19 protein-coding genes and 1 pseudogene are annotated in these 25,575 nt (G+C 65.3%); 16 read left to right on the top strand and 4 right to left on the bottom strand.

What is annotated here, in order from left to right; translation table 11 throughout:
* Positions 1–199 precede the first annotated feature (199 nt).
* Together JQ580_RS24260 and map are read left to right on the top strand one after the other, a co-directional pair.
* A pseudogene (locus JQ580_RS24260) lies at positions 200–3,348 on the top strand (GAF domain-containing protein).
* Between the two features lie 85 nt (positions 3,349–3,433).
* Complete coding sequence (gene map / locus JQ580_RS24255) at positions 3,434–4,183, top strand: type I methionyl aminopeptidase (RefSeq protein WP_212282720.1); 750 nt, start codon at positions 3,434–3,436, stop codon at positions 4,181–4,183.
* Between the two features lie 22 nt (positions 4,184–4,205).
* Here map and pdxR read toward each other — a convergent pair whose 3' ends face one another.
* Entirely contained in the window at positions 4,206–5,615 is a 1,410-nt protein-coding gene (pdxR, locus tag JQ580_RS24250; protein WP_212282719.1) for a MocR-like pyridoxine biosynthesis transcription factor PdxR, read from the bottom strand.
* A 117-nt stretch (positions 5,616–5,732) separates the two neighbouring features.
* Here pdxR and JQ580_RS24245 point away from each other — a divergent pair, with 117 nt between their 5' ends.
* A complete protein-coding gene (locus JQ580_RS24245; RefSeq protein WP_212282718.1) occupies positions 5,733–6,194 on the top strand; it encodes a carboxymuconolactone decarboxylase family protein in 462 nt (153 codons plus the stop codon).
* 43 nt (positions 6,195–6,237) lie between these two features.
* Positions 6,238–6,876: an HD domain-containing protein gene (locus tag JQ580_RS24240; protein ID WP_212282717.1), complete on the top strand. Its 639-nt coding sequence runs from the start codon at positions 6,238–6,240 to the stop codon at positions 6,874–6,876.
* A gap of 23 nt (positions 6,877–6,899) precedes the next feature.
* Here JQ580_RS24240 and JQ580_RS24235 read toward each other — a convergent pair whose 3' ends face one another.
* From JQ580_RS24235 to JQ580_RS24225, 3 genes are all read right to left on the bottom strand, one after another.
* Positions 6,900–8,207: an MFS transporter gene (locus tag JQ580_RS24235; RefSeq protein ID WP_212282716.1), complete on the bottom strand. Its 1,308-nt coding sequence runs from the start codon at positions 8,205–8,207 to the stop codon at positions 6,900–6,902.
* A gap of 155 nt (positions 8,208–8,362) precedes the next feature.
* Positions 8,363–8,611 (bottom strand): DUF3551 domain-containing protein, encoded by a 249-nt coding sequence (locus tag JQ580_RS24230; protein WP_212282715.1) that lies wholly within the window; start codon positions 8,609–8,611, stop codon positions 8,363–8,365.
* A gap of 1 nt (position 8,612) precedes the next feature.
* Complete coding sequence (locus JQ580_RS24225) at positions 8,613–8,933, bottom strand: DUF3551 domain-containing protein (RefSeq protein WP_212282714.1); 321 nt, start codon at positions 8,931–8,933, stop codon at positions 8,613–8,615.
* A gap of 250 nt (positions 8,934–9,183) precedes the next feature.
* Here JQ580_RS24225 and JQ580_RS24220 point away from each other — a divergent pair, with 250 nt between their 5' ends.
* The 12 genes from JQ580_RS24220 to rseP all read left to right on the top strand — a co-directional run bounded on the left by JQ580_RS24220 (position 9,184) and on the right by rseP (position 25,549).
* Positions 9,184–9,918, top strand: a complete 735-nt coding sequence (locus JQ580_RS24220; protein WP_212282713.1) for an outer membrane protein — start codon at positions 9,184–9,186, stop codon at positions 9,916–9,918.
* Between the two features lie 495 nt (positions 9,919–10,413).
* Complete coding sequence (dnaE, locus tag JQ580_RS24215) at positions 10,414–13,917, top strand: DNA polymerase III subunit alpha (protein ID WP_212282712.1); 3,504 nt, start codon at positions 10,414–10,416, stop codon at positions 13,915–13,917.
* Between the two features lie 130 nt (positions 13,918–14,047).
* Positions 14,048–14,800 carry a carbonic anhydrase gene (locus JQ580_RS24210; protein ID WP_212282711.1) on the top strand — a complete coding sequence of 251 codons (753 nt, stop codon included), beginning with the start codon at positions 14,048–14,050 and terminating at the stop codon, positions 14,798–14,800.
* 369 nt (positions 14,801–15,169) lie between these two features.
* Complete coding sequence (locus JQ580_RS24205; RefSeq protein WP_212282710.1) at positions 15,170–17,719, top strand: caspase family protein; 2,550 nt, start codon at positions 15,170–15,172, stop codon at positions 17,717–17,719.
* 219 nt (positions 17,720–17,938) lie between these two features.
* Positions 17,939–18,934: a 30S ribosomal protein S2 gene (locus JQ580_RS24200; protein ID WP_212282709.1), complete on the top strand. Its 996-nt coding sequence runs from the start codon at positions 17,939–17,941 to the stop codon at positions 18,932–18,934.
* A 136-nt stretch (positions 18,935–19,070) separates the two neighbouring features.
* Positions 19,071–19,994: a translation elongation factor Ts gene (gene tsf, locus JQ580_RS24195; protein WP_212282708.1), complete on the top strand. Its 924-nt coding sequence runs from the start codon at positions 19,071–19,073 to the stop codon at positions 19,992–19,994.
* 60 nt (positions 19,995–20,054) lie between these two features.
* Positions 20,055–20,771 carry a UMP kinase gene (pyrH, locus tag JQ580_RS24190; protein WP_212282707.1) on the top strand — a complete coding sequence of 239 codons (717 nt, stop codon included), beginning with the start codon at positions 20,055–20,057 and terminating at the stop codon, positions 20,769–20,771.
* Between the two features lie 70 nt (positions 20,772–20,841).
* Positions 20,842–21,405 carry a ribosome recycling factor gene (gene frr / locus JQ580_RS24185; RefSeq protein ID WP_212282706.1) on the top strand — a complete coding sequence of 188 codons (564 nt, stop codon included), beginning with the start codon at positions 20,842–20,844 and terminating at the stop codon, positions 21,403–21,405.
* Between the two features lie 122 nt (positions 21,406–21,527).
* A complete protein-coding gene (locus JQ580_RS24180) occupies positions 21,528–22,286 on the top strand; it encodes an isoprenyl transferase (protein ID WP_212282705.1) in 759 nt (252 codons plus the stop codon).
* Positions 22,283–23,125, top strand: a complete 843-nt coding sequence (locus JQ580_RS24175) for a phosphatidate cytidylyltransferase (protein ID WP_311982478.1) — start codon at positions 22,283–22,285, stop codon at positions 23,123–23,125. The genes JQ580_RS24180 and JQ580_RS24175 overlap by 4 nt, the downstream gene beginning before the upstream one ends.
* A 4-nt stretch (positions 23,126–23,129) precedes the next feature.
* Entirely contained in the window at positions 23,130–24,353 is a 1,224-nt protein-coding gene (gene dxr, locus JQ580_RS24170) for a 1-deoxy-D-xylulose-5-phosphate reductoisomerase (RefSeq protein ID WP_212282704.1), read from the top strand.
* Positions 24,354–24,397: 44 nt separating this feature from the next.
* Entirely contained in the window at positions 24,398–25,549 is a 1,152-nt protein-coding gene (gene rseP, locus JQ580_RS24165) for an RIP metalloprotease RseP (protein WP_212282703.1), read from the top strand.
* Positions 25,550–25,575 lie beyond the last annotated feature (26 nt).

Raw genomic sequence — 25,575 nt, 5'->3', positions numbered from 1 at the left:
TCCGCGCTTTTTGCAGGCCGCAGGTTAAGCGTGGTCTCTGGAGTGCAACCGCGAGGCGCCGCGTGCGCCGGAACCTTAATCGCATCATAGCGTTACCAGAAGCGGGTGCCAGCTCGCGATCACTGGCGGCTCGACGTTGATGCCGCAAGGTTGCTCTGAATTGTGTTCGGTGAACCAGTGAAATGTCGGGGGAAGTCAGATGACAACGACGGCCGGGGAGAACTCGTCCGATCGCAATGCCGTTCTGGCTGCACTTGGCGACCATATTCGGGAAATCGCCGATCCTGACGATCTCGCCTACGCCGCAGCGGAGCTGCTTGGCCGCAGCTTGAAGGTCAGCCGCGCGGGCTACGGCACGGTCGACACATCTGCCGAGACCATCACCATCGTCCGTGACTGGAATGCGCCGGGTATTTTGAGCCTCGCAGGGGTGCTGCACTTCCGCGACTATGGCAACTACATTGAGGATCTGAAGCGCGGCGAGACCGTCGTCTGTGCCGATGCGGAGAAAGACCCGCGCGTCGGCGATCGCGCTCCCGCGCTCGAAGCGATATCAGCTCGCGCTCTTCTCAACATGCCCATCTCCGAACCCGATGGCGTCGTCGCGCTCCTGTACCTCAACAACGCAACGCCGCGGGAATGGAGCCCGGAGGAGCTCGAGCTCATCCACGATGTTGCCGAGCGCACGCGAACTGCCGTCGAACGTCGTCGTGCCGAGGCGGCGGTGCGGGAGAACGAGATCCGACTGCTCTTCCTGGATGCCCTCAACAAGGAGACGGCCAGGACCCGCGATGCCGACGGCGTGATGGCGGTGACGACGAGAATGGTCGGCGAGCATCTCGGCGTCTCGAACTGCGCCTATGCCGACATGGATCCCGATCAGGACGGATTCACCATCCGCGGCGATTGGGCGGCTGCCGGTGCGATGCATATCCTTGGCCACTACAGCCTGGCCGACTTCGGCGAGAAGGCGGTGCGGGAGCTCGGCGCCGGCAGGCCTCTCGTCATCAACGACAATCTGAAGGAGATCGCGCCGGAAGAAGCGGCTACTTTCCAGAGCATCGGGATAGGCTCGACGATGTGCATCCCCTTGATCAAGGAAGGGCAGCTCACGGCCCTGATGGCCGTTCATCATCGCGGTCCGCATCGGTGGACGCCGCGCGAGCTCGCGTTGCTCTCGGAAGTCACCGAGAGATCGTGGGCTCATATCGAACGGGTTCGGTCTGAGCAGGCCGCGCGAGACGCTGCCGAACGCCTGAGCCTTGCGACCAGGGCCGCAGGGATAGGTATCTGGGACTATGATCCCGTGAACGACGTTCTTCGATGGGATAACCGCTGCAAGGAGGTGTTCGGCTTATCGCCGGACGCCGAGGTGAGCTACGACGGGGCGTTTCTGAAGGGTATCCATCCCGACGACAGGCAGCGAACCCACGAGGCGGTGTCGGCGGCCCTGACGCCCGATCGCCCGAAGGGCTACAACATCGAATATCGAACCATCGGCATCGAGGATGGTGTCGAACGCTGGATTGCGGCGACGGGGCAGGCCATCTTCTCCGACAGGCAAGCGGTCCGGTTCATCGGAACGGTTCTGGATATCTCCGCGCAAAAGAAGACCGAGCGCCAACTTCGAATCCTGAATGATACGGGGGCATCGGTTGCCCGCGAGCGCGACCTCGGCAAGATCGTGCAGATCGTGACGGACGCCGGCGTCGAGTTGGCCGGCGCCCAATTCGGCGCGTTCTTCTACAACATTCTGGCGCCGGGCGGCGGCAGTTACATGCTGTACGCGCTATCGGGAGCGCCGCGGTCCGCCTTCGAGCGTTTTCCCATGCCGCGCAACACCGCGGTGTTCGAGCCGACGTTCACGGGCACGGGGGTGATGAGGTCCGACGACATCCTGCAGGACCCACGCTATGGCAAGAACGCGCCGCGCAAAGGCATGCCCGAAGGACATCTTCCAGTTCGATCCTACCTCGCGGTCCCCGTCATGTCGCGGACGGGCGAGGTCCTCGGCGGGCTCTTCTTCGGCCACGCCGAGACGGGAAAATTCCATGCAGGACACGAAGCTGCCCTGCTCGGCATTGCCGGCCACGCTGCCTCGGCTATCGACAACGCCCGGCTTTTGAGCCGGCTCGAGACGCTCAACGCCGAATTGGAGCAGCGAGTCGCCGACGAGATTGCCGAGCGCATGAAGGCCGAAGAGCAGTTGCGCCAATCCCAGAAGATGGAGGCAGTGGGTCAGCTGACCGGAGGTATCGCCCACGACTTCAACAATATGCTGGCCGTCATCCTCGGCAGCCTGAACCTCGCCAAACGACGACTCGGCAAGGGAGAGACCAATATCGACCGCTTCATCGAAGGGGCGATCGACGGAGCAAATCGCGCCGCCACGTTGACGCAAAGGTTGCTCGCATTCTCGCGCCAGCAGCCTCTTGCGCCTGAGGTCGTCGATATCAATAAGATGGTCAGCGGGATGAGCGAACTGCTCGAGCGGTCGCTCGGCGAGCTGGTCCGGCTTGAAACCGTCGCGGGTGCCGGCCTTTGGCGCGTCAAGGCGGATCCGGCCCAGCTGGAAAGCGCGGTGATCAACCTTGCGGTCAACGCGCGCGACGCCATGCCGAGAGGCGGGCGGTTGACGATCGAAACCAGCAACGCCTCGATCGACCGAAAGTACGCCCGCGATTATGCCCTGGCACCCGGACAATATGTTCTCATTGCCGTGACAGATAACGGCACCGGCATTCCAGCCGACGTGCTGGGAAAGGTGTTCGATCCATTCTTCACGACCAAGGTCGTGGGAAAGGGCACCGGCCTCGGCCTCAGTCAGGTCTACGGCTTCGTGCGGCAGTCGGGCGGCCACGTCAAAGTCTATTCGGAGGTTGATGTTGGCACGACGGTGAAAATCATCTTCCGCGCTTCGCAGGCGAGGAGGACGTCTCGCCCCCGTCGGAAGGGGTGACACATCCTGGCGCGAGCCTTCAGGGCGAGACCATCCTCGTCGTTGAGGACGATGAGCGGGTCCGCAGCATCTCGTCTGAAAGTCTGCGGGAGCTTGGTTATACGGTCATCGAGGCGGCGAGCGCCAAGGAGGCGATCAGGACGATCGAAAGCGGCCTCGTCCCGGATCTGCTGTTTACGGACGTCGTCATGCCGGACATGACCGGGGCTGAACTCGCGGCCGAGCTGTCGAAACGATATCCGGCTTTGAAGGTGCTGTTCACCACCGGCTACACGCGCAACGCAATCGTTCACAACGGCATGCTCGATGCCGGCAAGCACCTGCTGTCAAAGCCCTTCGCGATCGAAGACTTGGCCGCCAAGGTTCGTAATCTGCTCGACGAGGGTTGAAGACGGACCGGGCGAAGAGATCTCTCCGGTTTGCAAGTCGACCTCGCAGGGGCTATGTCCGGGTCTTCCGCCCAAGAGCAGCGACATGACCATCTCCGATGACAACGACCTGACGCGCCTGAAAGAGATCGGGCGCATCGTCGCCGCCACGCTGGAGGCAATGGGGAAGGCGCTCGAGCCGGGCATGACCACCTCCGAACTCGACCGGATCGGACGACAGCTTCTGGAGGCCGCAGGCGCGCGTTCGGCTCCGGAACTGGCCTACGATTTTCCGGGGGCGACCTGCATCAGCGTGAACGAGGAGATCGCCCACGGCATCCCGGGCGAGCGCCGAATCGAGCGCGGCGACCTCGTGAACATCGACGTGTCAGCCGAGAAGAACGGCTTCTTTGCCGACACTGGAGCCTCGTTCGCCGTTCCGCCCGTAAGCCGCGCGATCGAACGACTGTGCCGGGATGGCCGGCGGGCAATGTGGACCGGTCTGCAGCAGGTCGGCGCCGGCAAACCGATCGCCGGCATCGGTCAGGCGATCGGGACCTTTGCGCGAAAAAAGGGCTACAGCCTGGTCAGGAATCTTGCCAGTCACGGCGTCGGCCTGTCGCTCCACGAGGAGCCGACGGAGATCGCAACCTGGCCCGATCGCTCCGAACGCCGCATCATGAACGATGGCTTGGTGTTCACCGTCGAACCGTTCCTCTCCATCGGCGCCGAATGGGCCGAGAATGGCGACGACCCGTGGACGCTCTACAGCAGCCCCGAGGCGCCGACCGTGCAGTACGAGCACACCGTGATCGCCACCCGCAGCGGGCCTTTGATCGTGACGTTGGCCGGTTGAGGCGGCCGAGGCCGGGTACGGATCACGTCAACCGGTCGATGATCCGAAGAAGTCGGTCGCAGGACGCCTCGATCTTCTTGAGCGGAGACGTCGCGATGCCCAGCAACAGTCCTGGGCACGCCGAGGCGATTCGAGCGTACCAAAGCGATAGCGGCGTCGGTGCCAGTCCGAACGACGCTGCGTCCCGGGCGATAGCGAGATCGGGTGCTCCGTCCGGCAATCGCAGCACCGCGGCCAGACCGGCAATCGCAACCGTCGCAGAGCGCGTGCGGAGCTGTTTCAGCAACGCTTCGCCTTGCGCGGTGTAGGCGCGTTTCGTGCGCCGCAGATGCCGCAGATAGTGGCCGTCGCGCATGAAGTCGGCCGTAGCCAGCTGCACCGCGGGCCCCGGCGCCGGCGCGAGGCAAGCCGCAGTCTCTGCAAATCGCGATGCGAGAGCCGCCGGTGCAACGACAAAGCCCAGTCGCAAGGCCGGGCTTATGGTCTTGCTAAAGGAGCCGATGTGGATGACGCGGCCGGCGCGGTCGAGCGAGGCGAGCGCCGGCGTGGCGCGGCCCTTGAGCTGGAGTTCGCTGAGATAGTCATCCTCGATGACCCATGCCTTGTTTTGGGTCGCCCATTCCAGCAGTCGTGAGCGGCGTGCCAGTGACAGCGTGGATCCGAGCGGCGCCTGTTGCCCCGGCGTCACGACAGCCAGCGCGGCGTCGGGTGCATGTTTCACGCCGAAATCGACGTCGATGCCGTCGGCATCGACCGCGATCGGCACGATGGATAATCCCGCGAGTTCGAGACCGTGCCGGGTGAAGGGGAAGCCGGGGTCCTCCATCCAGACTTTCGTCTTCGGCCCGAGGCAGAGGACACGGAGCGCGAGACCGAGGCCGCCGGTGAAACCGCTGGTGACGATAATTTGGGACGGCGCGCATTCTATTCCTCGGGCCAGCGCAAGGTAGGCCGCGATCTCACGTCGCAAGTCCAACTCGCCGCGCGGATCCGGGTAGATCGCGGGTGCGCTCGTTTCGGCGCGAACCGCTCGTACCCGCATTCGCGCCAGCAACTTCGCAGGAAACGTCTCCTGCGACGGCACGCCCATCTGGAAGATCGCCGGTCCAGCCGTGAGCTCCTGGTACATCTCCATGAACGAGCCGGGGGCGGGGGCCTTGTCAGGCCGCACTGGGAAGGACTTCCAGTTGGCGACATGCGTGCCGGTCGCACGGGCCGCGACGATCATTTGGTCGGATGAGAGCTTCTCATAGGCTGAGCGCACGGTGCCGCGCGCGACGCCGAGCTGAGCCGCCAGATCCTGCCACGAGGGCAGGCGTGCGCCCGGGGCGAGCACGCCGCTCTCGATGGCGGCCCTGATCCCTCGATGGATCTGCTCCGCAAGTGGCGTCTTCGCGGACCGATCGAGCTTCAGGCGCAGCGGCTTCGTCATTGCCCGATGGTACACAAGTTTTGTGCGTTCTTGGTGCTTTTTTGTGAACCAGGCGAGGGGCATCTGAGGGAGTGAGGAGGGAGCTTTGATCTCCTCCGATCATCAGGGAGTCATCAGATGAGTGAACGTCTCAACTACAACCACATCGCACCGGCCGGCGCGAAGGCGCTGGGCGGGGTCTACGGCTATGTCACCCAGAGTGGGTTGCCTGGAACGCTTGTCACGCTCGTTTACCTGCGCATTTCACAGATCAACAACTGTGCCTATTGCCTCGACATGCATACGCGCGATCTGTTGAAGAGCGGCGTGAAGGTCGAAAAGCTCGCGCTGCTGCAGGCATGGGCCGAGGCGGGCAATCTCTTCGACGAACGCGAGCGCGCGGCCCTGGAATGGGCCGAGACTGTTGCCCGCGTTGCCGAGACCAACGTTCCGGATGAAGCCTATCAAGCCGCACGCAACGTCTTCAGCGAGCGCGAACTCGTCGATCTCACAATCGCAATCAGTCTGATGAATGCGTACAATCGCATGTCGATCAGCTTCCGAAATACGCCGCAGGCCGCGCTCGAGAAGGCCGCCTGATGGCTCACGCGGCATCAACCGAACGCAAAGCAGGAGATCGACGATGATGAACGTGATTTCCGGCGTCCAGATCCCGGACAGTCAGTTGGCGCGCGAAGCCGCCGAGCTGGTACGCAGCTACGAAGACGACATGCTGTTCAACCATTCGGTTCGCGTCTACGTGTTCGGCGCGATGAAGGGGCTGCGTCAGGAGCTGAAGTTCGATTCGGAACTGCTCTATGTAGCGGCGCTGTTTCACGATCTCGGCCTCGTCGATCACTACCACACGCAGACAAAGCGATTTGAGGTCGACGGAGCCGACGCTGCGCGCGAGTTTCTCCGGGCGCGCGGTATCGCCGAGCCGCAAGCCGATCTGGTATGGGAAGCCGTCGCGCTGCACACCACGCCGGGCATCCCGCAATATATGAGGCCGGAGATCGCTCTTACCAACGCAGGCGTTCTGGTGGACGTCGTCGGTATTGGATATGACGATTACTCGCCGGAGCAGCGTGACCAGGTGATATCAGCGTTTCCGCGCGGAGACTTCAAGAACGACTTCCTCAAGGTTCAGACGTGTTCAGCCCTGAAGAAGCCGCAGACCACATTCGGGACGGTCAATTTCGACTACATCGAGGATCACGATCCCAGCTTCTGCAAGCCGAACGCCTGCACGCGCATCCGCAACACGCCTTGGCAAAGCTGAGCGGACGGCGTCCGCTTCAGGCTCTAGCCCACCGGATTTCTGGCAGGATCTGAGCGGCTATAGTCCGGCGCCAGCGGCGGCGCGTTCGCCAGCGATGCGGTATCGCTGCGCGATGCGATCTCAATCGGAGCGGATCGGCTGTCGCGCCAGGCGACGATCCAGATCAGGAATCCGAGCAGCGCCAGCGCGGCGCCGACCGGACCGGTGGAGGTCCAGCCGAACCCCTCGCGAATGGCCAGGCCGCCGAGGAACGGGCCGAGCGCATTGGCGGTGTTGAACGCCGAATGGTTCAGCGCTGCGGCAAGCGCCTGCGCGTCTCCGGCGACGTCCATCAGCCGCGTCTGCAGGATGGCGCCGAGCGAGACGCTGGCGCCGATCGCGAAGATATCGATCGCGAGCAGCCAGACATTGCCGGCGACAAGCGGAAACACCAGCAGCGCCACGGCTGCGAAAAGCAGGATGCAGCCCGCGGTCGGCATCAAGGCGCGGTCGGCAAAGCGAGGTATGAACAGGTTGCCGAGCGTGGCCCCGATGCCGAACACCGCGAGGAAGAACGGAATGACGGCCGGGCTGACCTTGGTGACTTCGATCAGCGTCGTTGCCAGATAGGTGTAGACGGCGAACATGCCGCCGAAGCCGATGGCGCCGATCGCCAAGGTGAGCCAGACGCGGCCGCTTCGGAGCGCGCCGAGCTCGCGCAGCGGATCCGACCTGCCGGCGTGATCACGTGGCGCGAACAGGGCGCACAACACCATCGTGAGCATCGCCAGCACCGACACCATGCTGAAGCTCGCGCGCCAGCCGAGCGCCTGGCCGATCAGATTCGCCAAGGGCACACCGATGATGGTGGCTGAGGTCAGGCCTAGCATCACCTGGCCGATCGCCTGCGAGCGACGATGTTGCGGTACGAGCGAGGCGGCGACGAGGGCGGCGATGCCGAAATAGGCACCGTGCGGCAGACCTGCGAGGAAGCGGGCCGCGATCATGGAGCCAAAGCCGGGCGCCAGCGCGGTGAGCGCATTGCCGAGCGCGAACACGGCCATCAGCGCCAAGAGCTGCGTGCGCCGCGCGAACCGCGCGCCAAGCACGGAGATCAATGGTGCGCCCAGCACCACGCCGAGTGCATAGGCGCTGATCGCGTGTCCCGCGGTCGGCTCGTCGATGCCGAGGTCGGCGGCGAAGAACGGCAGCAGGCTCATCGACGCGAATTCGGTGGTCCCGATCGCAAAGCCACCCATGGCGAGCGAGAACAGGACGATGGCGAGGTGAGGGGGCGCGGACGCCGAAGTCGGTTTTGCGCGGCGCGAGGTCGCTTGAGGCGAAGTCGTCATGTGTCCTGCATTGGTGGCGTCAACGGGAACCAGCCCAGCGAACGTCACCACCCCTGCAAGATTTGTCCGTCGTACTTAAACCCGCATTGGCCCGCGTCAACACCGGAGCACATGCGACGTCCCGACTGCATATCAGCGTCCCGCATGTGCCCGCGCTAGTTGGCGGACCTCGGTCGGCGCGTGGGCTTCTTCGCCGGAAAATACGGGTTCACCACGCATGTCGCCGAACGTCCGACGGCGAGATACCGGCACTGCTCGAGCGTGCCGTAGCGACAGTCGAAATAGCCGACGGGGCCGTAGATCTGCATGCAAACAGGATAGCTGGGATCGTAAGTCTGCGCGCGTGCAGATCCGCCTGCGAGCAGCAGGCCGGTTACGACCACGGCGAGGCGCCCGCTGCGCATCTCAGCGCGGCAGGTAGTAGCCGGGCGAATAGCCCGGCGTCTGCGCGCGCGGACGATTCTGGTAGGCGTAGGGATCGTCGCTTTGACCTGCGAAATACGGGTTGGCGATGCAGGTCAGCGCGCGTCCTGATGCACTCGCCTGACACTGCGCGTAGGTGTCGAACCTGCAATTGCTCAGGCCCGGCCATTCATCGCCGGTGAGGCAGAAGGGGTGGTGTGTTCCGAATGCGAGCGCAGGGGTGGAAACGCCAGGCGCGACTCCAAGTGTGGCGAGTGCGAGCGAAAGTGTGGCGACAATGGGGAGAGCTGCTTGTCTGCGCATTTGAATTCTCCATCACGCGAATGTGCGCGCGATGTCGACGTCGCGCGCATGAGGCTCGTGTTCGTAACCGACTATGGAACTCATGAAAACACTTGTTCCTAAGGGTCTTCGCGCACCTGCCGATAAACATACGTTAAGGACACGGTCCTTTCGAACCAACTGTTGCGGCGTGGTTACAGCAATTCTGCCGATCGCTGATAGACCCATGCGCGGCCGGGGGGCCCACTGAAGAAACTGGAACGGGAATCAAATGAAGAAGAATTTGTTGCTAGCTGCTGTGAGCCTCGTCGCGCTCAGCGCGACTGCGCCGGCACTGGCGGCTGACCTCGCCGCGCGGCCCTACACCAAGGCCCCGCCGATGGTTGCCGCGATCTACGACTGGAGCGGGTTTTACGTGGGTGTCAACGGCGGCTGGGGCCAGACCCGCGACCGTCGTTCGTTCGACCCGACCGGCACGCTGCTCGGCAGCTATGACACCGACGGCGCCACCGTTGGCGGCCAGGTCGGCTATCGCTGGCAGTCCGGCCAGTGGGTGTTCGGCCTCGAAGCTCAGGGCAACTGGGCGGATATTTCGGGCAGCACGGCGAATCTCGTCGCGCCCGGTACGGTTCGTTCGAAGCTGGACGCGTTCGGTCTTTTCACGGGCCAGGTCGGCTATGCCTGGAACAACGTGTTGATCTACGTGAAGGGCGGTGCTGCGATCACTGATCGCAACTATCAGTTCCTGACCCCTGGCGGCGCTGTGCTTGCTGAAACCGGCTATGACACCCGCCTCGGCGGCACGGTCGGTGCTGGTCTCGAGTACGGCTTTGCGCCGAACTGGTCGATCGGCGTGGAATACAACCACATCTTCGAGAATCGCCATGCCGTGACCTTCACGGGCGGCGGCGTTTCCACCACGGGCTTCAGCTCCGGCGGAGACACCGACCTGATCCTCGGCCGTCTGAACTACAAGTTCGGCGGTCCGGGCCTCGCCCGCTTCTGAGACGAACTCACTCTTCAGGACCTGTCGACGAAAGCCCCGGCCTTGCGCCGGGGCTTTTTATTGGGTGAACTCAGCGGGTTAACCATTGCCATTGGCGAGCGCCCGATGTGCTTGACTCCCGAGAACGAAATGAGAACAATGTTCTTCATACGTTCCAACAAGGGAGCAAGCCATGTTCAGGGTTTTCGTGGAAGAAGCCGCCGCATTGGCGTCGATCACGCTGTTCGTCGGGATGATCGCCATCTGGGCCCAGGTCATACCGCAGCTCTGATTCCGCGGCTCCGGATGAACCGCCCGTTGCCCTTGGGGATAAGCGGGACGACGCGGCGAAGCGGCCGCTCCGGCGTGGACTCTGGCGCGGTGACGCCCCACCATTACGGGGCGAGTCGGCAAAGGCGGGTGGAAGGCGGGGCGCAATCCTCCGATGGATCTCCCTGACATTCCCCTGGTGCCGGCGACCGCTCCATCTCATCTGCCAGAGGCCGTCACGCGATCATGCCGAGCGCCGGATTTGTCCACCTTCACGTTCACTCGGCCTATTCGCTGCTCAAGGGCTCGATCAAGATCGCCAAGCTCGCCGAGCTTGCCAAGAAAGACCACCAGCCGGCGCTGGCGCTGACAGACACCGACAATCTGTTCGGTGCGCTGGAGTTTTCCGACAAGATGGCGGGCTCCGGCATCCAGCCGATCGTCGGCTGCGAGCTGGCGATCGATTTCGGCGACCAGGACCCGAATGCGCGCAACGCGATCGGGCCGTCGCGCGTGGTGCTGCTCGCCGCGCAGGAGCGCGGCTATCGCAGCCTGATGCGGCTGAACTCGCGCGCGTTCCTTGAATCGCCCGACAGCCATGCGCCGTTCATCAAGTTCGACTGGTTCGAAGGCGAGACCGAGGGGCTGATCGCGCTGACGGGTGGGCCGGATGGGCCGATCTCGCTGGCGCTCGCCGGCGGTTATGCCGAGCTGGCCGCGCTGCGCTGCGAGCGTCTGGCCGGCCTGTTCGGCGACCGCCTCTACATCGAATTGCAGCGCCACAACACCGAGAAGGAGCGGCGGGTCGAGAGCGGCCTGATCGACCTCGCCTACGCCAAGGGGCTGCCGCTGGTCGCGACCAACGAGCCGTATTTCGCTTCGGCGGACGATTACGAAGCGCATGATGCGCTGCTCTGCATCGCCGGCGGGCGGCTGATCGCCGAGACCGAGCGCGAGCAGCTCACCCCCGATCATCGCTTCAAGACGCGCGCCGAGATGGCCGTGCTGTTCGCCGACATTCCGGAGGCGCTGGCTTCGACGGTGGAGATCGCCGAGCGCTGCTCGTTCCGTCCGATGACTCGCAAGCCGATCCTGCCGTTCTTCACCGTCGGCGCCGAGCAGAGCTCGGACGCCGCCGCAGTCGAGGCGGCGGAACTGAAGCGCCAGGCGGAGGAGGGGCTCGCCAATCGCCTGCGGGTCCACGGCCTGTCGCAGGGCATGACGGACGAGGATTACAGCAAGCGCCTGGCGTTTGAGCTCGACGTCATCCTGCGGATGAAATACGCGGGCTACTTCCTGATCGTGTCCGACTTCATCAAATGGGCGAAGAGCCAGGGCATTCCGGTCGGACCGGGCCGCGGCTCCGGCGCAGGCTCGCTGGTCGCCTGGGCGCTGACCATCACCGACCTCGACCCGATCAAGTTCGGCCTGCTGTTCGAGCGCTTCCTCAATCCCGAACGCGTCTCGATGCCGGACTTCGACATCGACTTCTGCCAGGACCGCCGCGGCGAGGTGATCCAGTATGTGCAGCAGCGCTACGGCCGCGACCAGGTCGCGCAGATCATCACGTTCGGAACGCTGCAGGCGCGCGGCGTGCTGCGCGACGTCGGCCGCGTGCTCCAGATGCCCTATGGCCAGGTCGACAAGCTGACCAAGCTGGTGCCGCAGAACCCGGCGGCGCCCGTGACGCTCGCCGCCGCGATCGAGAGCGAGCCGAAACTGCAGGCGTTCCGCGACGAGGATCCGGTGGTGGCGCGCGCCTTCGACATCGCCCAGCGCCTCGAGGGCCTGACCCGGCACGCCTCGACGCATGCCGCCGGCATCGTCATCGGCGATCGGCCCTTGAGCGAGCTCGTGCCGCTCTACCGCGATCCCAAATCCGACATGCCGGTGACCCAGTTCAACATGAAATGGGTCGAGCCCGCGGGCCTCGTCAAGTTCGACTTCCTCGGCCTGAAGACGCTGACCGTGCTCGACGTCGCCTGCAAGCTGCTCAAGCCGCGCAACATCAATGTCGATCTCGCCACGCTGCCGATCGACGATGCCGAGAGCTACCAGATGCTGGCGCGCGGCGAAGTGGTCGGCGTGTTCCAGGTTGAAAGCCAGGGCATGCGGCGCGCGCTGGTCGACATGCGGCCGGACCGTTTCGAGGACATCATCGCGCTCGTGGCGCTGTATCGCCCGGGCCCGATGGCGAACATCCCGACCTATTGCGCGCGCAAGCACGGCGACGAGGAGCCGGAATATCTTCATCCCGTGCTGGAGCCGATCCTGAAGGAGACGTTCGGCGTCATCATCTACCAGGAACAGGTGATGCAGATCGCGCAGGTGATGTCGGGCTATTCGCTCGGCGACGCCGACTTGCTGCGCCGCGCCATGGGCAAGAAGATCCGCGCCGAGATGGACAAGCAGCGCGACATCTTCGTCGCGGGTGCGGTGAAGAACGGCGTGCCGAAGGGGCAGGCCGAGACCATCTTCGAGCTGCTCGCCAAGTTCGCCGACTACGGCTTCAACAAGAGCCACGCGGCCGCCTATGCGCTGGTGTCCTACCACACCGCCTACATGAAGGCGCATTATCCGGTGGAGTTCATCGCGGCGTCGATGACGCTCGACCTGAACAACACCGACAAGCTCTCCGAATTTCGTGCCGAGGCGCAGCGCCTTGGCATCAAGGTCGAGCCGCCGAACATCAACCGTTCCGGCGCGACCTTCGAGGTTGGAGACAAGGTCATTTATTACGCGCTTGCAGCGCTGAAGGGCGTCGGCATCCAGGCGATCGAGCAGATCATCGAGGAGCGCGCCAAACGGGGATTGTTCACCTCGCTCGCCGACTTCGCGGCACGGGTCAATCCGCGCGCGATCAACAAGCGCATCATCGAGAGTCTCGCCGCCGCCGGCGCCTTCGACACGCTGGAGCCGAACCGCGCGCGTGTGTTTGCTGGGGCGGATTCGATCCTGGCCGCCTGCCAGCGCGCGCACCAGGCCGAGACCATCGGCCAGAACGACATGTTCGGCATGTCGGCGGATGCGCCGACCATCATGCTGCCGCAGATCGAGCCGTGGTTGCCGGCCGAAAAGCTGCGCCGCGAATACGACGCCGTCGGCTTCTTCCTGTCGGGCCATCCGCTCGACGACTACGCCACCGTGCTGAAGCGGCTGCGGGTGCAGTCTTGGGCCGAGTTCTCGCGCGCGGTGAAGACCGGTGCGACCGCAGGCAAGGTCGCGGCCACCGTGGTCTCGCGCATGGAGCGGCGCACCAAGACCGGAAACAAGATGGGCATCATGGGGCTTTCGGATCCCACCGGCCATTTCGAGGCGGTGCTGTTCTCCGAAGGCCTCGCGCAATATCGCGACGTGCTGGAGCCGGGCGCCGCCGTGCTGCTGCAGCTTGGTGCGGAGCTGCAGGGCGAGGACGTCCGCGCCCGCGTGTTGCATGCCGAGCCGCTGGATGACGCTGCCGCCAAGACGCAGAAGGGTCTGCGCATCTTCGTCCGCGACACCAAGCCGCTGGACTCGATCGCGAAGCGTCTGGCCGGCCCCGACATGGCCGCCGGGAACGGCGCCGCGCCAAAAGTCGGCAGTCCCGGCATCGCGTCGCGCTCCAATGGTGACGGCGAGGTTTCGCTGGTGATGATGCTCGACCTCGAGACCGAGGTCGAGATGAAGCTGCCCGGTCGCTTCAAGGTCTCGCCGCAGATCGCAGGCGCGATCAAGGCGGTCGCGGGCGTGGTCGACGTGCAGCAGCTCTGACGTTGCCCGCGCCGCCGCAAACCAAAGCTTAACTATTCGGCGCGCGGGCGGTTTCGAAGTCTATTGGGCGCAGCTATGAGTTGTCTTCTTGAGAATCTCGTTGGGCGGGCAGCCAGGAAGAACAACAACCATGTGCGACAAATGCTCTGAAAATCTGCATCAATCCATCGCTCCTTCGCGGCGCTCCATGATGCTCTATGGCGCTTCGGCGCTCGGATTGGCCGCGTTCGGTGGCGGGGCCGCGTTGGCCAAGGACAAGGAAGCGAAGGCGCCGCCTAAACCCCAGAATTTGCTGTCGCCCGATGCCGCGCTCAAGCGGCTGATGGAGGGCAATTCGCGATACGTGTCGGGTGTGTCGCGCCGTCACGACTTCACGCATGAGCGCGAGGCTCTGGTGGGCGGTCAGAATCCCTACGCGGCCGTGCTGAGCTGCGCCGATTCCCGCATCGCGCCCGAATACGCCTTCGACAGCGGGCGCGGCGATCTGTTCGTGTGCCGCGTCGCCGGAAATTTTGCCGGCGACGAGACCGTTGCGAGCATGGAATACACCGTCGCCGTGCTCGGCACGCCCCTGATCCTGGTGCTCGGCCATGACAATTGCGGCGCCGTCGACGCGACGATCAAGTCGCTGAAGGACGACAAGCCGTTGCCGGGACACATCCCGACGCTGGTCGCGGCGATCGCACCTTCGGTGAAGGCAGCGGCCCAACAGAGCGGCGACGCGCTCGAAAACGCCATTCGCCAGAACGTCATCGACAACGTCGCCAAGCTGAGATCGGCCGCCCCGCTTCTCAACGCGGCGGCTGAGCAGGGCAAGCTCAAGGTGGTCGGCGGCATCTATCGCTTGCGCACGGGGACCGTCGAGTTGCTGGCCCAGAGCTAGAGCCCGGCGTTTGAAATATCGGGCGTCGTGTGTAGCAGCTCCGACGCCCGATCCGCGTTCCGCCGCGAGGGGCGGCGCGGACCTCGGCGGCCTGGTATGGCTTGCAGCCGTATCGATCGCGACGGCGGGAGAGGCATCCCGGGCTGGCCGAACTCGTGGCGCTCGACGAGGCGACCACGCGAACGAAGCTCGCCGAGCTGCAAGCTGTGGATTAAGGTGAGGCTGACTTTGAGGCTGACGTGAAGCTGACGCCATCAGCCGCGTGGCCACGCCATCGCCTCAATCCGGGCTTTTCGTTCAATCGCCGTTCAGCCGGCTGCGCGTCTCATGCGTGGTGGCACCTCAACTATATTAGCGGGCAAGCAAGCCATGCGTGGGACGCTTAGAATCTTCATTTGCCTCCTCCTGCCGATCGTGGCCCTTGCCGCCGGCGTGCCGGGCGAGGTGCGCGCGCAACAGCAGGAGAAGCGCATCGCGCTTGTGGTCGGCAACGGCGCCTATGCCAAGTCGCCGCTGGCAACGACCGCGAACGATGCCGGCCTGATCGCGCAGACGCTACAGGCGGCCGGCTTTGATGTCGTCGGCGCGCGCGATCTCGACGGCGACACGTTGCGCAAGAGTTTTCGCGACTTCATCCAGAAGGCCCAGGCCTCGGGGCCGGGCACCGTCGCGATGGTCTATCTTGCCGGCTACGGCGTGCAGCTGGCCGGCGAGAACTATTTCATCCCGGTCGACTCCAACATCACCCGCGACACCGACGTTCCGACCGAGGCCCTGCGGATCGGCGACTATGTGCGCCAACTCGCTTCGATCCCGCTCAAGGCCAACATCGTCGTGCTCGACGCGGCCCGCGCGCAGCCCTTCATCGAGGGCGGCCAGCAGATCGCAAGCGGTCTGGCGCTGGTCGAGCCCGAGCCGAACATGCTGATCGCGTTCAACGCCGCGCCCGGCACGGTCGCGCCGGAGGAGCCGGGGCCCTACGGCATCTACGCCCAGTCGCTGGCGGAGATGATCCGGACCGGCGGCCTGCCGCTGTCCGAAGTGTTCGACCGCGTTCGCCTGCGCGTCAACGAAGCCTCCAAGGGCGCGCAGGTGCCCTGGAGCGAGCAGAAGATTTCGGCGCCATTCTCGTTCTTCGAGCGCGGGCCCGACGCACCGCCGCCGGAGACCGCACCCGACCAGGTTGCCGCACTCCGCAACAAGCCGATCCGCGATCTCGGCGCGCAGGATGCTTATGCCGCCGCGATCGAGCGCGACACGCTGCCGGCCTATGAGGAGTTCCTCGCGGCCTATCCCGGCGATCCACTGGCGAAGCGCGTGATGGCGATCGCCGCGGCGCGCCGCGAAGCGATCACCTGGCGGCGCACTTACCGGAACGACACGCCGGAAGCCTATTGGTCGTATCTGCGCCGCTATCCGCGTGGGCCGCATGCGGGGGACGCGCGCCGGCGTCTGGCGATTCTCACCGCGCCCGCCGAGCCGCCGCCGAGCTTCGCGATGATCGACTATGACGTGCCGCCACCGCCGCCGGAGGAGGTCGTCTATGTCGACCGCCCGGTGCTGTATTTCGGCGACCCGGTGTTTGCCTTTGCGCCGCCACCACCGCCACCGGTCTATTATCTGCCGCCGCCGCCGCCGGATTTCGTTGTGCTGCCGCCGCCGATGCCCGTGATCGGCCTGTTCGTGCTGCCCCAGCCGGTGTTCGTGCCGATCCCGGTGTTCGTCAGGCCGCCGGTCTATGTCGCGCCGCCGCCGAACAACATCATCTACCAGAACATCCACAACACGACGGTCATCAACACGGTGATCAACCGCCCGCCGGCACCAGCACCGGCTGCGGGGGCAGGGGCCGGACCAGGCAATCTGGGGCCGGCGATTGCCGGCCGTGCCAACCCTGCCGGGGCTGCCGTTCCGCAGGCGGTCGTGCAGCGCGCCGCGCTGATTCAGCAGGGCAAGGCGCCGATGCCGCCGAGCGCGACGATCCAGCCGACGGCGAGGCCCGGGACGCCTCCGGCGACGCCGACAGCCGTCGCGCCCACGGCCGCGCCACCGACCGCACCGCAGTCGGCGCCAGCACTTGCTCCGCAGACCAAGCTGCCCCAAGCCAACACGCTGCCGGTTCCTGGCGCCCATGGCGGTCCGCCGGCTCCGCCAGCGGGGGCGGGGCCCTTGCCGGGCGGAAAGCCGGTGCCGCCGACGGCGACCGCACCTGGTACCACGCCACCGGCTCGTCCGGGGACGCCGATCACCGCTACTCCCGGCACGACGGCTGCTCCCGGCATAACGCCGCCTGCTCATTCCAACGCGCCAACGGCTGCTGCGCCGGCAAATGCTGGGCCCGCCGTGACCAACCCGACAGCCGGACCCGGCCAGCCAGCCAAGCCTCCGGTGGCACAGACGCCGCCGGGCAGCGGGCCAGCGGATCGCGCCAAGTCTGCGACCCGTGAGCCGCCAGGCTCGCCGCCCGCCGCGGCGGGCGCACCGGCCACGCCTCCCGCCGCGGCCGGGAGGCCGATCGCGCCTCCGCCTTCAGCGGCACGCGAGCCGATCAGGCCGCAGCATCTTCCATCGGCGGCTCCGCCGCAGGCGGCCAGACCGGCTGCGCTGCCGCCGCGACCGCAGGCCGTGGCGCGGCCCACGCCACCACCTCCGCCGCGCGTCTCGGCACCGCCACCGAGAATGGCCGCGCCTCCACCGCCACGCCCGGCTCCTCCGGTTGCCGTCGCGCGGCCGGCGCCTCCGCCCATGGCGCGGCCCGCTCCGCCGCCGCCGGTGGCGCGACCGGCCCCCCCGCCGCCGCCGCCGCGCATGGCCGTTGCGCCGCCACCCCCGCCGCGACCGGCGGCGCCTCCGCCGCGTCCCGCACCGCCGCCGCCGGCGGCGGCCAAGAAGTGCCCACCGAACCAGCCCAAATGCTGAACGGGCGCTAGGGCCGGGCCGGTCTCACAGGAAAGGGCCTCTCGCAGGCAAAAGCCGCCGCGAAAGGCCCTTATTTCCTTGCTTCTGGCCGAAATGGCGCTATACAGCGCCGCATCTCACACGGAAGCATGGCTCACAAGGCCGTCCGGTGGCAGCCGGGGCGACAACGCTCCGTTTTGCTCACACGCTTCCGGAGGAACCAACCGGAGAATTAGAACGATGGCACTACCCGATTTCACTATGCGTCAGCTGCTCGAAGCTGGCGTGCACTTTGGTCACCAGTCTCACCGCTGGAATCCGAAAATGGCGCCGTTCATTTTCGGCGCTCGCAACAACATCCACATCGTCGATCTCGCGCAGACCGTGCCGTTGCTGCACACCGCCTTGCAGGCGGTCAGCGACACCGTCGCCAAGGGCGGCCGCATCCTGTTCGTCGGCACCAAGCGCCAGGCGCAGGACGGCGTCGCGGACGCTGCCAAGCGCTGCGCGCAGTATTTCGTCAATTCGCGCTGGCTCGGCGGCACGCTGACCAACTGGAAGACGATCTCGGCCTCGATCAAGCGCCTGCGTCATCTCGACGACGTGCTGGCGGGCGGCGATGCCTCCTCCTACACCAAGAAGGAGCGCCTGACGCTTCAGCGCGAGCGCGACAAGCTTGACCGCTCGCTCGGCGGCATCAAGGACATGGGCGGTCTGCCGGACCTGATCTTCGTGATCGACACCAACAAGGAAGACATCGCTATCCAGGAGGCCCAGCGGCTCAACATCCCGGTCGCCGCGATCGTCGACACGAATTCGGACCCGAAGGGCATCACCTATGTGGTCCCCGGCAATGACGACGCCGGCCGTGCGATCGCTCTCTATTGCGATCTGATCGCGCGCGCCGCGATCGACGGCATCTCGCGCGCCCAGGGCGAATCGGGCATCGACATCGGCGCCTCCGCTCGTCCGATGGCCGAAGAGCTCCCGGCGGCTTCGTCGAGCGGCTTCCAGGGCCTTGCCGGCCCGCGCGGCACCGCCGACGACCTCAAGAAGCTCCCGGGCGTGTCGGGTGCGATCGAGAAGAAGTTCAACGACCTCGGCATTTTCCATTTCTGGCAACTCGCCGAACTCGACCACGACACCGCGCACAAGATCGGCGAAGAAGTCGGTCTGCCGAGCCGCGCGGACGCCTGGGTGGCCAAGGCCAAGGCGCTGACCGCGGAAGCGGAATAGTCAAGAGAGCGATGGGTTGGCCGGACAGGATCCGGCCACCATTTCATTCAGTTGACGCGAATCCCTGAGATGGACCGCGGCGGGGCGTTTCGATGCCACGCCGCGGCGAACCAGCAGGCACAAAGGATTTTCAACGATGGCAACGATCACAGCTGCGATGGTCAAGGACCTGCGCGAGTCGACCGGCGCGGGCATGATGGACTGCAAGGCCGCGCTGACCGAAAACGACGGTAACATGGAAGCCGCGCAGGATTGGCTGCGCAAGAAGGGCCTGTCCAAGGCCGCCAAGAAGTCGGGCCGCGTCGCGGCCGAGGGCCTGATCGGCGCCCTCACCAAGGGCACCAAGGGTGTCGTGGTCGAGGTCAACTCCGAGACCGACTTCGTTGCACGCAACGGCCAGTTCCAGGGCCTGGTCAAGATGATCGCCCAGGTCGCCTTTGACGCCGGCGCCGATGTCGAGAAGATCAAAGCTGCCAAGGTCGGCGACGTCACGGTCGAAGCTGCCATCAATGACGCGATCGCCACCATCGGCGAGAACATGACCCTGCGCCGCGCAGCTTCGCTCGAAGTGAGCCAGGGCGTGGTGTCGAACTACGTCCACGGCGCGGTCGTCGAGGGCGCCGGCAAGATGGGCGTGATCGTGGCGCTGGAATCGCCCGGCAAGGCCGACGAGCTCGCAACGCTCGGCCGGCAGATCGCGATGCACATCGCCGCCGCCAACCCGCTGGCGCTCGATCCGTCCGGTCTCGATCCGGCGGTCGTCAAGCGCGAGAAGGACGTGCTCGCCGACAAATATCGCCAGCAGGGCAAGCCGGAGAACGTGATCGAAAAGATCGTCGAGTCCGGCCTCAAGACCTACTACAAGGAAGTCTGCCTGCTCGAGCAGGCCTTCATCCACGACACCGGCAAGTCGGTGGCGCAGGCGCTGAAGGAAGCCGAAGGCAAGGTCGGCGGCGCCCTGAAGATCGCCGGTTTTGTGCGCTATGCTCTCGGTGAGGGTATCGAGAAGCAGGAAAGCGACTTCGCAGCCGAAGTCGCCGCGGCGAGCGGCAAGAAGTAAGCGCCGGATCGTTCCTTCCGGCGTGCCGCCGGAAGCGGCGCCCGGACAAGGAAAGAGCTCATGTCAGATCCGGTCTATCGTCGCGTCGTGATCAAGCTGTCCGGCGAATATCTCGCGGGACAGCAAGGCTTTGGCATCGATCAGGCGACCGTCGACCAGGTTGCGGACGATCTGATTGCGGCCCGCAAGCTCGGCACCGAGGTCGCTGTCGTGATCGGCGGCGGCAACATCGTGCGCGGCGTCGAGGTCTCCTCCCGCGGTGTGTCACGCCCGACCGGCGACACCATGGGCATGCTCGCCACCATGATGAACTGCCTCGCGGTGGAAGCGGCGATCGAGCGCAAGGGTACGCCGGCGCGCACGCTGTCGGCGTTCGTCATGCCCGAGATTTCCGAGCTGTTCACCCGCACTGCGGCGCACAAATACCTCGCCGAAGGACGTATCGTGCTGCTTGGCGGTGGGACCGGTAATCCGTTCTTCACCACCGATACGACCGCAGTGCTGCGCGCCGCCGAGATCGGCGCCCAGGCGGTGCTGAAGGCCACCAATGTCGACGGCGTCTACTCGGCCGATCCGAAGAAGGATCCGGCCGCGACGCGGTTCGACCGGTTGAGCCATTCGCAGGCGATCGAAGGGGGCTACAAGGTGATGGATGCGACCGCCTTCGCGCTTGCCCGCGAGACGTCACTGCCTATCATCGTATTCTCGATCGCAGAGCCGGGTTCGATCGACGCGATTCTGCGTGGCGTCGGCCACGGTACCATTGTCGCCGGCTGACCGCTCATCTGTCGCGCGCCTTTTGGGAAGGTCGCGGGAGCGGTTGCCGGGATCTTGAAGGAGAAACGTGATGCCCACGGGTACTTTCGACCTCAACGAAGTGAAGCGCCGTATGCAGGGCGCCATCCAGTCGCTGAAGCACGAACTCGGCGGCTTGCGCACGGGGCGCGCCTCCGCCTCGATGCTCGATCCGGTGCAGGTCGACGCTTATGGCAGCCACATGCCGCTCAATCAGCTCGCCACCGTCAGCGTGCCGGAGCCGCGCCTGATCTCGGTGCAGGTCTGGGACAAGTCGATGGTCAAGGCGGTGGAGAAGGCGATCGTCGATTCCAACCTCGGCCTGTCGCCCGCGACCGAAGGCCAGGTCCTGCGGTTGCGCATCCCCGAGCTGAACGAGGAACGGCGCAAGGAACTGGTGAAGGTCGCGCATAAATATGCGGAGGCCGCCAAGGTCGCCGCGCGCCACGTCCGCCGCGACGGCCTCGACGTCCTCAAGAAGCTCGAGAAGAACCACGAGATGTCCGAGGACGACCAGAAGCGCCATGCCGACGAGGTGCAGAAGGCGACCGACGGTACGATCACGGAAATCGACCAGTTGCTGGCCGCGAAGGAAAAGGAAATCCTGACCGTCTAGAGTGCGATGATCGATCATCGCGCTTCAGGCTACCGTACGCGCATGATCTCTTCGGAAAACCGCTTCGCACCTTGCGCTTACGCGGCCCTTCGGGTCCGGATCATGCTTTGAGGCCCTCGCCAATGTCCAACGCCGCCGCGCCCGCAACGGAAGGACCCGATCGGTCCGATGTGCCCGCGCATGTCGCCATCATCATGGATGGCAACGGGCGCTGGGCGGCCGCGCGCGGCCTGCCGCGTGCGGAGGGGCATCGCCGGGGCGTCGAAGCTCTGCGCCGCGTCGTGCGCGCCTCGCATGAGCTTGGCATCCGCTATCTCACCATCTTCTCCTTCTCGTCGGAGAACTGGTCGCGTCCGGCAAGCGAGATCGGCGATCTCTTCGGTCTGCTTCGCCGTTTCATCCGCAACGATCTGGCAAGCCTGCATCGCGACGGCGTCAAGGTCCGCATCATCGGCGAGCGCGACGGGCTCGAGGGCGACATCTGCGCACTGCTCAACGAGGCCGAGGAGCTGACGCGCGACAACACGCGCCTGACGCTGGTCGTCGCCTTCAACTACGGCTCGCGGCAGGAGATCGCGAAGGCGGCGCAGAAGCTCGCGCGCGAAGTCGCGGAAGGCAAGCGCGATCCTGCTACGATCGACGCCGAAACGCTCGGGGCGCATCTCGATGCGCCCGATATTCCCGATCCCGATCTGATCATCCGCACCAGCGGCGAGCAGCGCCTGTCCAATTTCCTGATGTGGCAGGCCGCCTATAGCGAACTCGTCTTCGTGCCGATCCACTGGCCCGATTTCGACAAGGCGGCGCTAGAAGGTGCGATCGCCGAATTCGCCAGACGCGAGCGCCGTTTCGGCGGCCTGGTCGCGAAAACCGCCTCGTGAGCGAACAAGACGCCGCACCGGCGGGCGGCAAGCCTGCCCCAAGCAATCTGGTGATGCGGGTCCTCGCAGCGCTGGTGCTGGCGCCGCTCACCATTGCAATCGCCTATGTTGGTGGCTGGCTGTGGGTGCTGCTCGTCACGTTGGTCTCGATCGGGCTGTTCGCGGAATGGCTGACCGTCGTCGGCGCGGGCTCGGCAGCGCTGACCGGGGCAGGGACGGTCGTCATCGCGATGATGGGGGCCGCCGTCGCTTTTGGCGGGCTGAAGACGTCCGTCATCATCGGCCTCGTCGGCGGCGCGATCGTGATGCTGATCGCGCGCGGCAAGTTCATTTGGGCGGCGACCGGCTTTGCCTATGCGACGGCGGCGCTGCTGGCCTCGATCCTGGTGCGGAAGGATCTCGTCAACGGTTTCACCGCACTGATGTTCGTGCTGCTGGTGGTGTGGGCGACCGATATCGGCGGTTATTTTGCCGGTCGCAGCATCGGCGGGCCGAAGCTCTGGCCACGCGTGAGCCCGAAAAAGACCTGGTCCGGGGCGCTGGGCGGCTTCGTCGCAAGCCTCCTGGTGGCGGTGGGCTTTGCGGCTTGTGGTCTCGGCAAGATGGCGCCATTGCTGCTCGTCGCCGCCATCCTTTCGGTGGTCTCGGCATTGGGCGATCTGTTCGAATCCGCGGTGAAGCGGCGCTTCAATGTCAAGGATTCCAGTCACTTAATACCGGGCCATGGCGGGCTTATGGATCGCCTGGACGGTTTTGTCGCCGCCATCCTGATGGCATGGATTATCGGCTTTCTCCGCCATGGTGTGCATAGCGCCGGAAGCGGTCTTATGGTTTGGTGAGGATATGAGCGCGGTCCCTTTGCGTAACAACAGGCTTGCTGCGTCCGACGTCCGCAGTGTCACGGTTCTCGGCGCCACCGGCTCGATCGGCGACAGCACGATGGATCTGCTGCGCGCCTCGCCCGAGCGCTACCGCGTCGAGGCGTTGACGGCGAACAGCAATGTCGAAGCGCTGGCAAAGCTCGCCAAGGAGTTCTCTGCGCGTTACGTCGCGATTGCCGACACCTCCAAGTTCGCCGAGCTCAAGGCTGCGTTGGCCGGGACCAGCACGGAATGCGGCGCCGGCGAAAGCGCGGTGATCGAAGCCGGTGCGCGTCCGGCCGATTGGGTGATGGCCGCCGTCAGCGGTGCCGCCGGACTGAAGCCCGCGCTGGCCGCCGTCGACCGCGGCGCGCATGTCGCGCTCGCCAACAAGGAATGTCTCGTCTGCGCCGGTGATTTCTTCATGCAGCGCGCGGCCAAGGCGGGCGCCTGCATCCTGCCGGCGGATTCCGAGCACAATGCGCTGTTCCAGGCGCTGGCCTCGGGCAATCGCGACGAGCTGGTCCGTGTCATCATCACGGCGTCGGGCGGCCCGTTCCGGACCTGGAAGCCCGCCGACATCGAGCAGGCAACCCTCGCGCAGGCCCTCAAGCACCCGAACTGGAGCATGGGCCAGAAGATCACGATCGATTCGGCGTCGATGATGAACAAGGGGCTCGAGGTGATCGAGGCGTCCTATCTGTTCGCGCTGAGCCCGGACGAGATCGACGTACTGGTTCACCCGCAGTCGATCATCCACGGCATGGTCGAGTTTTCCGATTGCTCGGTGGTGGCCCAGCTCGGCGCGCCCGACATGCGTACCCCGATCGCGCACTGCCTCGGCTGGCCCGATCGCATCAAGGGACCCGCCGCCAAGCTGGACCTCGCCAAGATCGGCCAACTGACCTTCGAGGCACCTGACTTCGAGCGCTTCCCCGGACTCCGGCTGGCGTTCGATTCGCTCCGGACCGGGAAGGGGGCGACCACCGTCTACAACGCCGCCAACGAGGTCGCGGTCGCAGCCTTCATCGCCGGCAAGATCCGGTTCGGCGCGATCGCCCGGCTGGTGGAGGCGACCCTCGACGATTGGGTCCGCAGCGGGAACCAGGCGCCTCTGACGTCAGCAGATGATGCAATCTCTGTTGACCATGTTGCTCGAAATAGAGCTGCCGCCCTATTGCCTCAAATTGCCTTAAAGGCATCCTAGATGGTTCGGGGCCAGGGCCTTGCGGCGCTGGATGAGGGAATTCGATGATCGACTTTTTCGTCCATAGTTTCAATACGTTGAGCCATGGGCTCCTCGGTTACGCCGTTCCCTTCCTGTTCGTCCTGACGATCGTCGTGTTCTTCCATGAGCTCGGCCATTTCCTGGTCGCGCGCTGGGCGGGCGTGCGCGTGTTAACCTTCTCGCTCGGCTTCGGACCCGAACTGGTCGGTTTCAATGACCGCCACGGCACCCGCTGGAAGATCTCGGCCATTCCGCTCGGCGGCTACGTCAAGTTCTTCGGCGACGAGAGCGAGGCTTCGACCCCGTCGGCGCAAACGCTCTCGGCCATGACGGCCGAGGAGCGCGCCGGCAGCTTCCACCACAAGAAGGTTGGCCCTCGCGCAGCCATCGTTGCGGCTGGACCGATCGCCAACTTCATTCTGGGCGCGCTGATCTTCGCGGGAATGGCGCTGTATTACGGCAAGCCGAGCACGATCGCGCGCGTCGATGGCGTCGTCGCCGATGGCGCCGCGGCTGCGGCCGGCTTCAAGGTTGGGGACGTCGTCGTCCAGATCGACGGCAAGCCGATCGAGAGCTTTGCCGACATGCAGCGAATCGTTGCGATGAATGCCGGTTCGGCGCTTGCCTTCCAGGTCAAGCGGGACGGCACCATCGTCTCGCTGACCGCCACGCCGGCGCTGCTCGAGCGCAAGGATCCGTTCGGCAACAGCCATCGTCTCGGCGTGCTCGGCGTCGAGCACAAGGCGCAGGCCGGCGAGGCCTCGACGACCCCCGTGGGCGTCGGCGAGGCCCTCAAGATCGGGGTCGAGCAGGTCTGGTTCATCATAACCAGCACCTTCAAGTTCCTGGGCTCGCTCTTTGCGGGGCAAGGCAACCCCAACGAGGTCAGCGGCGTGCTGGGCATCGCGAAAATGTCGGGGCAGGCGGCCAGCGCCGGATTCCAGTTCGTGATCAATCTGTGCGCAGTGCTGTCGGTGTCGATCGGCCTGCTGAACCTGTTTCCGATCCCGCTGCTCGATGGCGGCCACCTGATGTTCTATGCGGCGGAGGTCGTCCGCGGCCGCCCCCTGTCAGAGCGCACCCAGGAGATGGGTTTTCGAATCGGCCTCGGCCTGGTGCTGATGTTGATGGTGTTTGCGACCTACAACGACATCCTGCGGATGGCCGCATCTTGATGGCGGCTTTTTTGTGGCGTTGCTGT

Source organism: Bradyrhizobium sp. SZCCT0148, assembly GCF_018129985.1.
Taxonomy (GTDB): Bacteria; Pseudomonadota; Alphaproteobacteria; order Rhizobiales; family Xanthobacteraceae; genus Bradyrhizobium; species Bradyrhizobium japonicum_H.
Note: the sequence above shows the minus strand (reverse complement) of the source record. Positions and strands in the feature narration are given on the sequence as shown.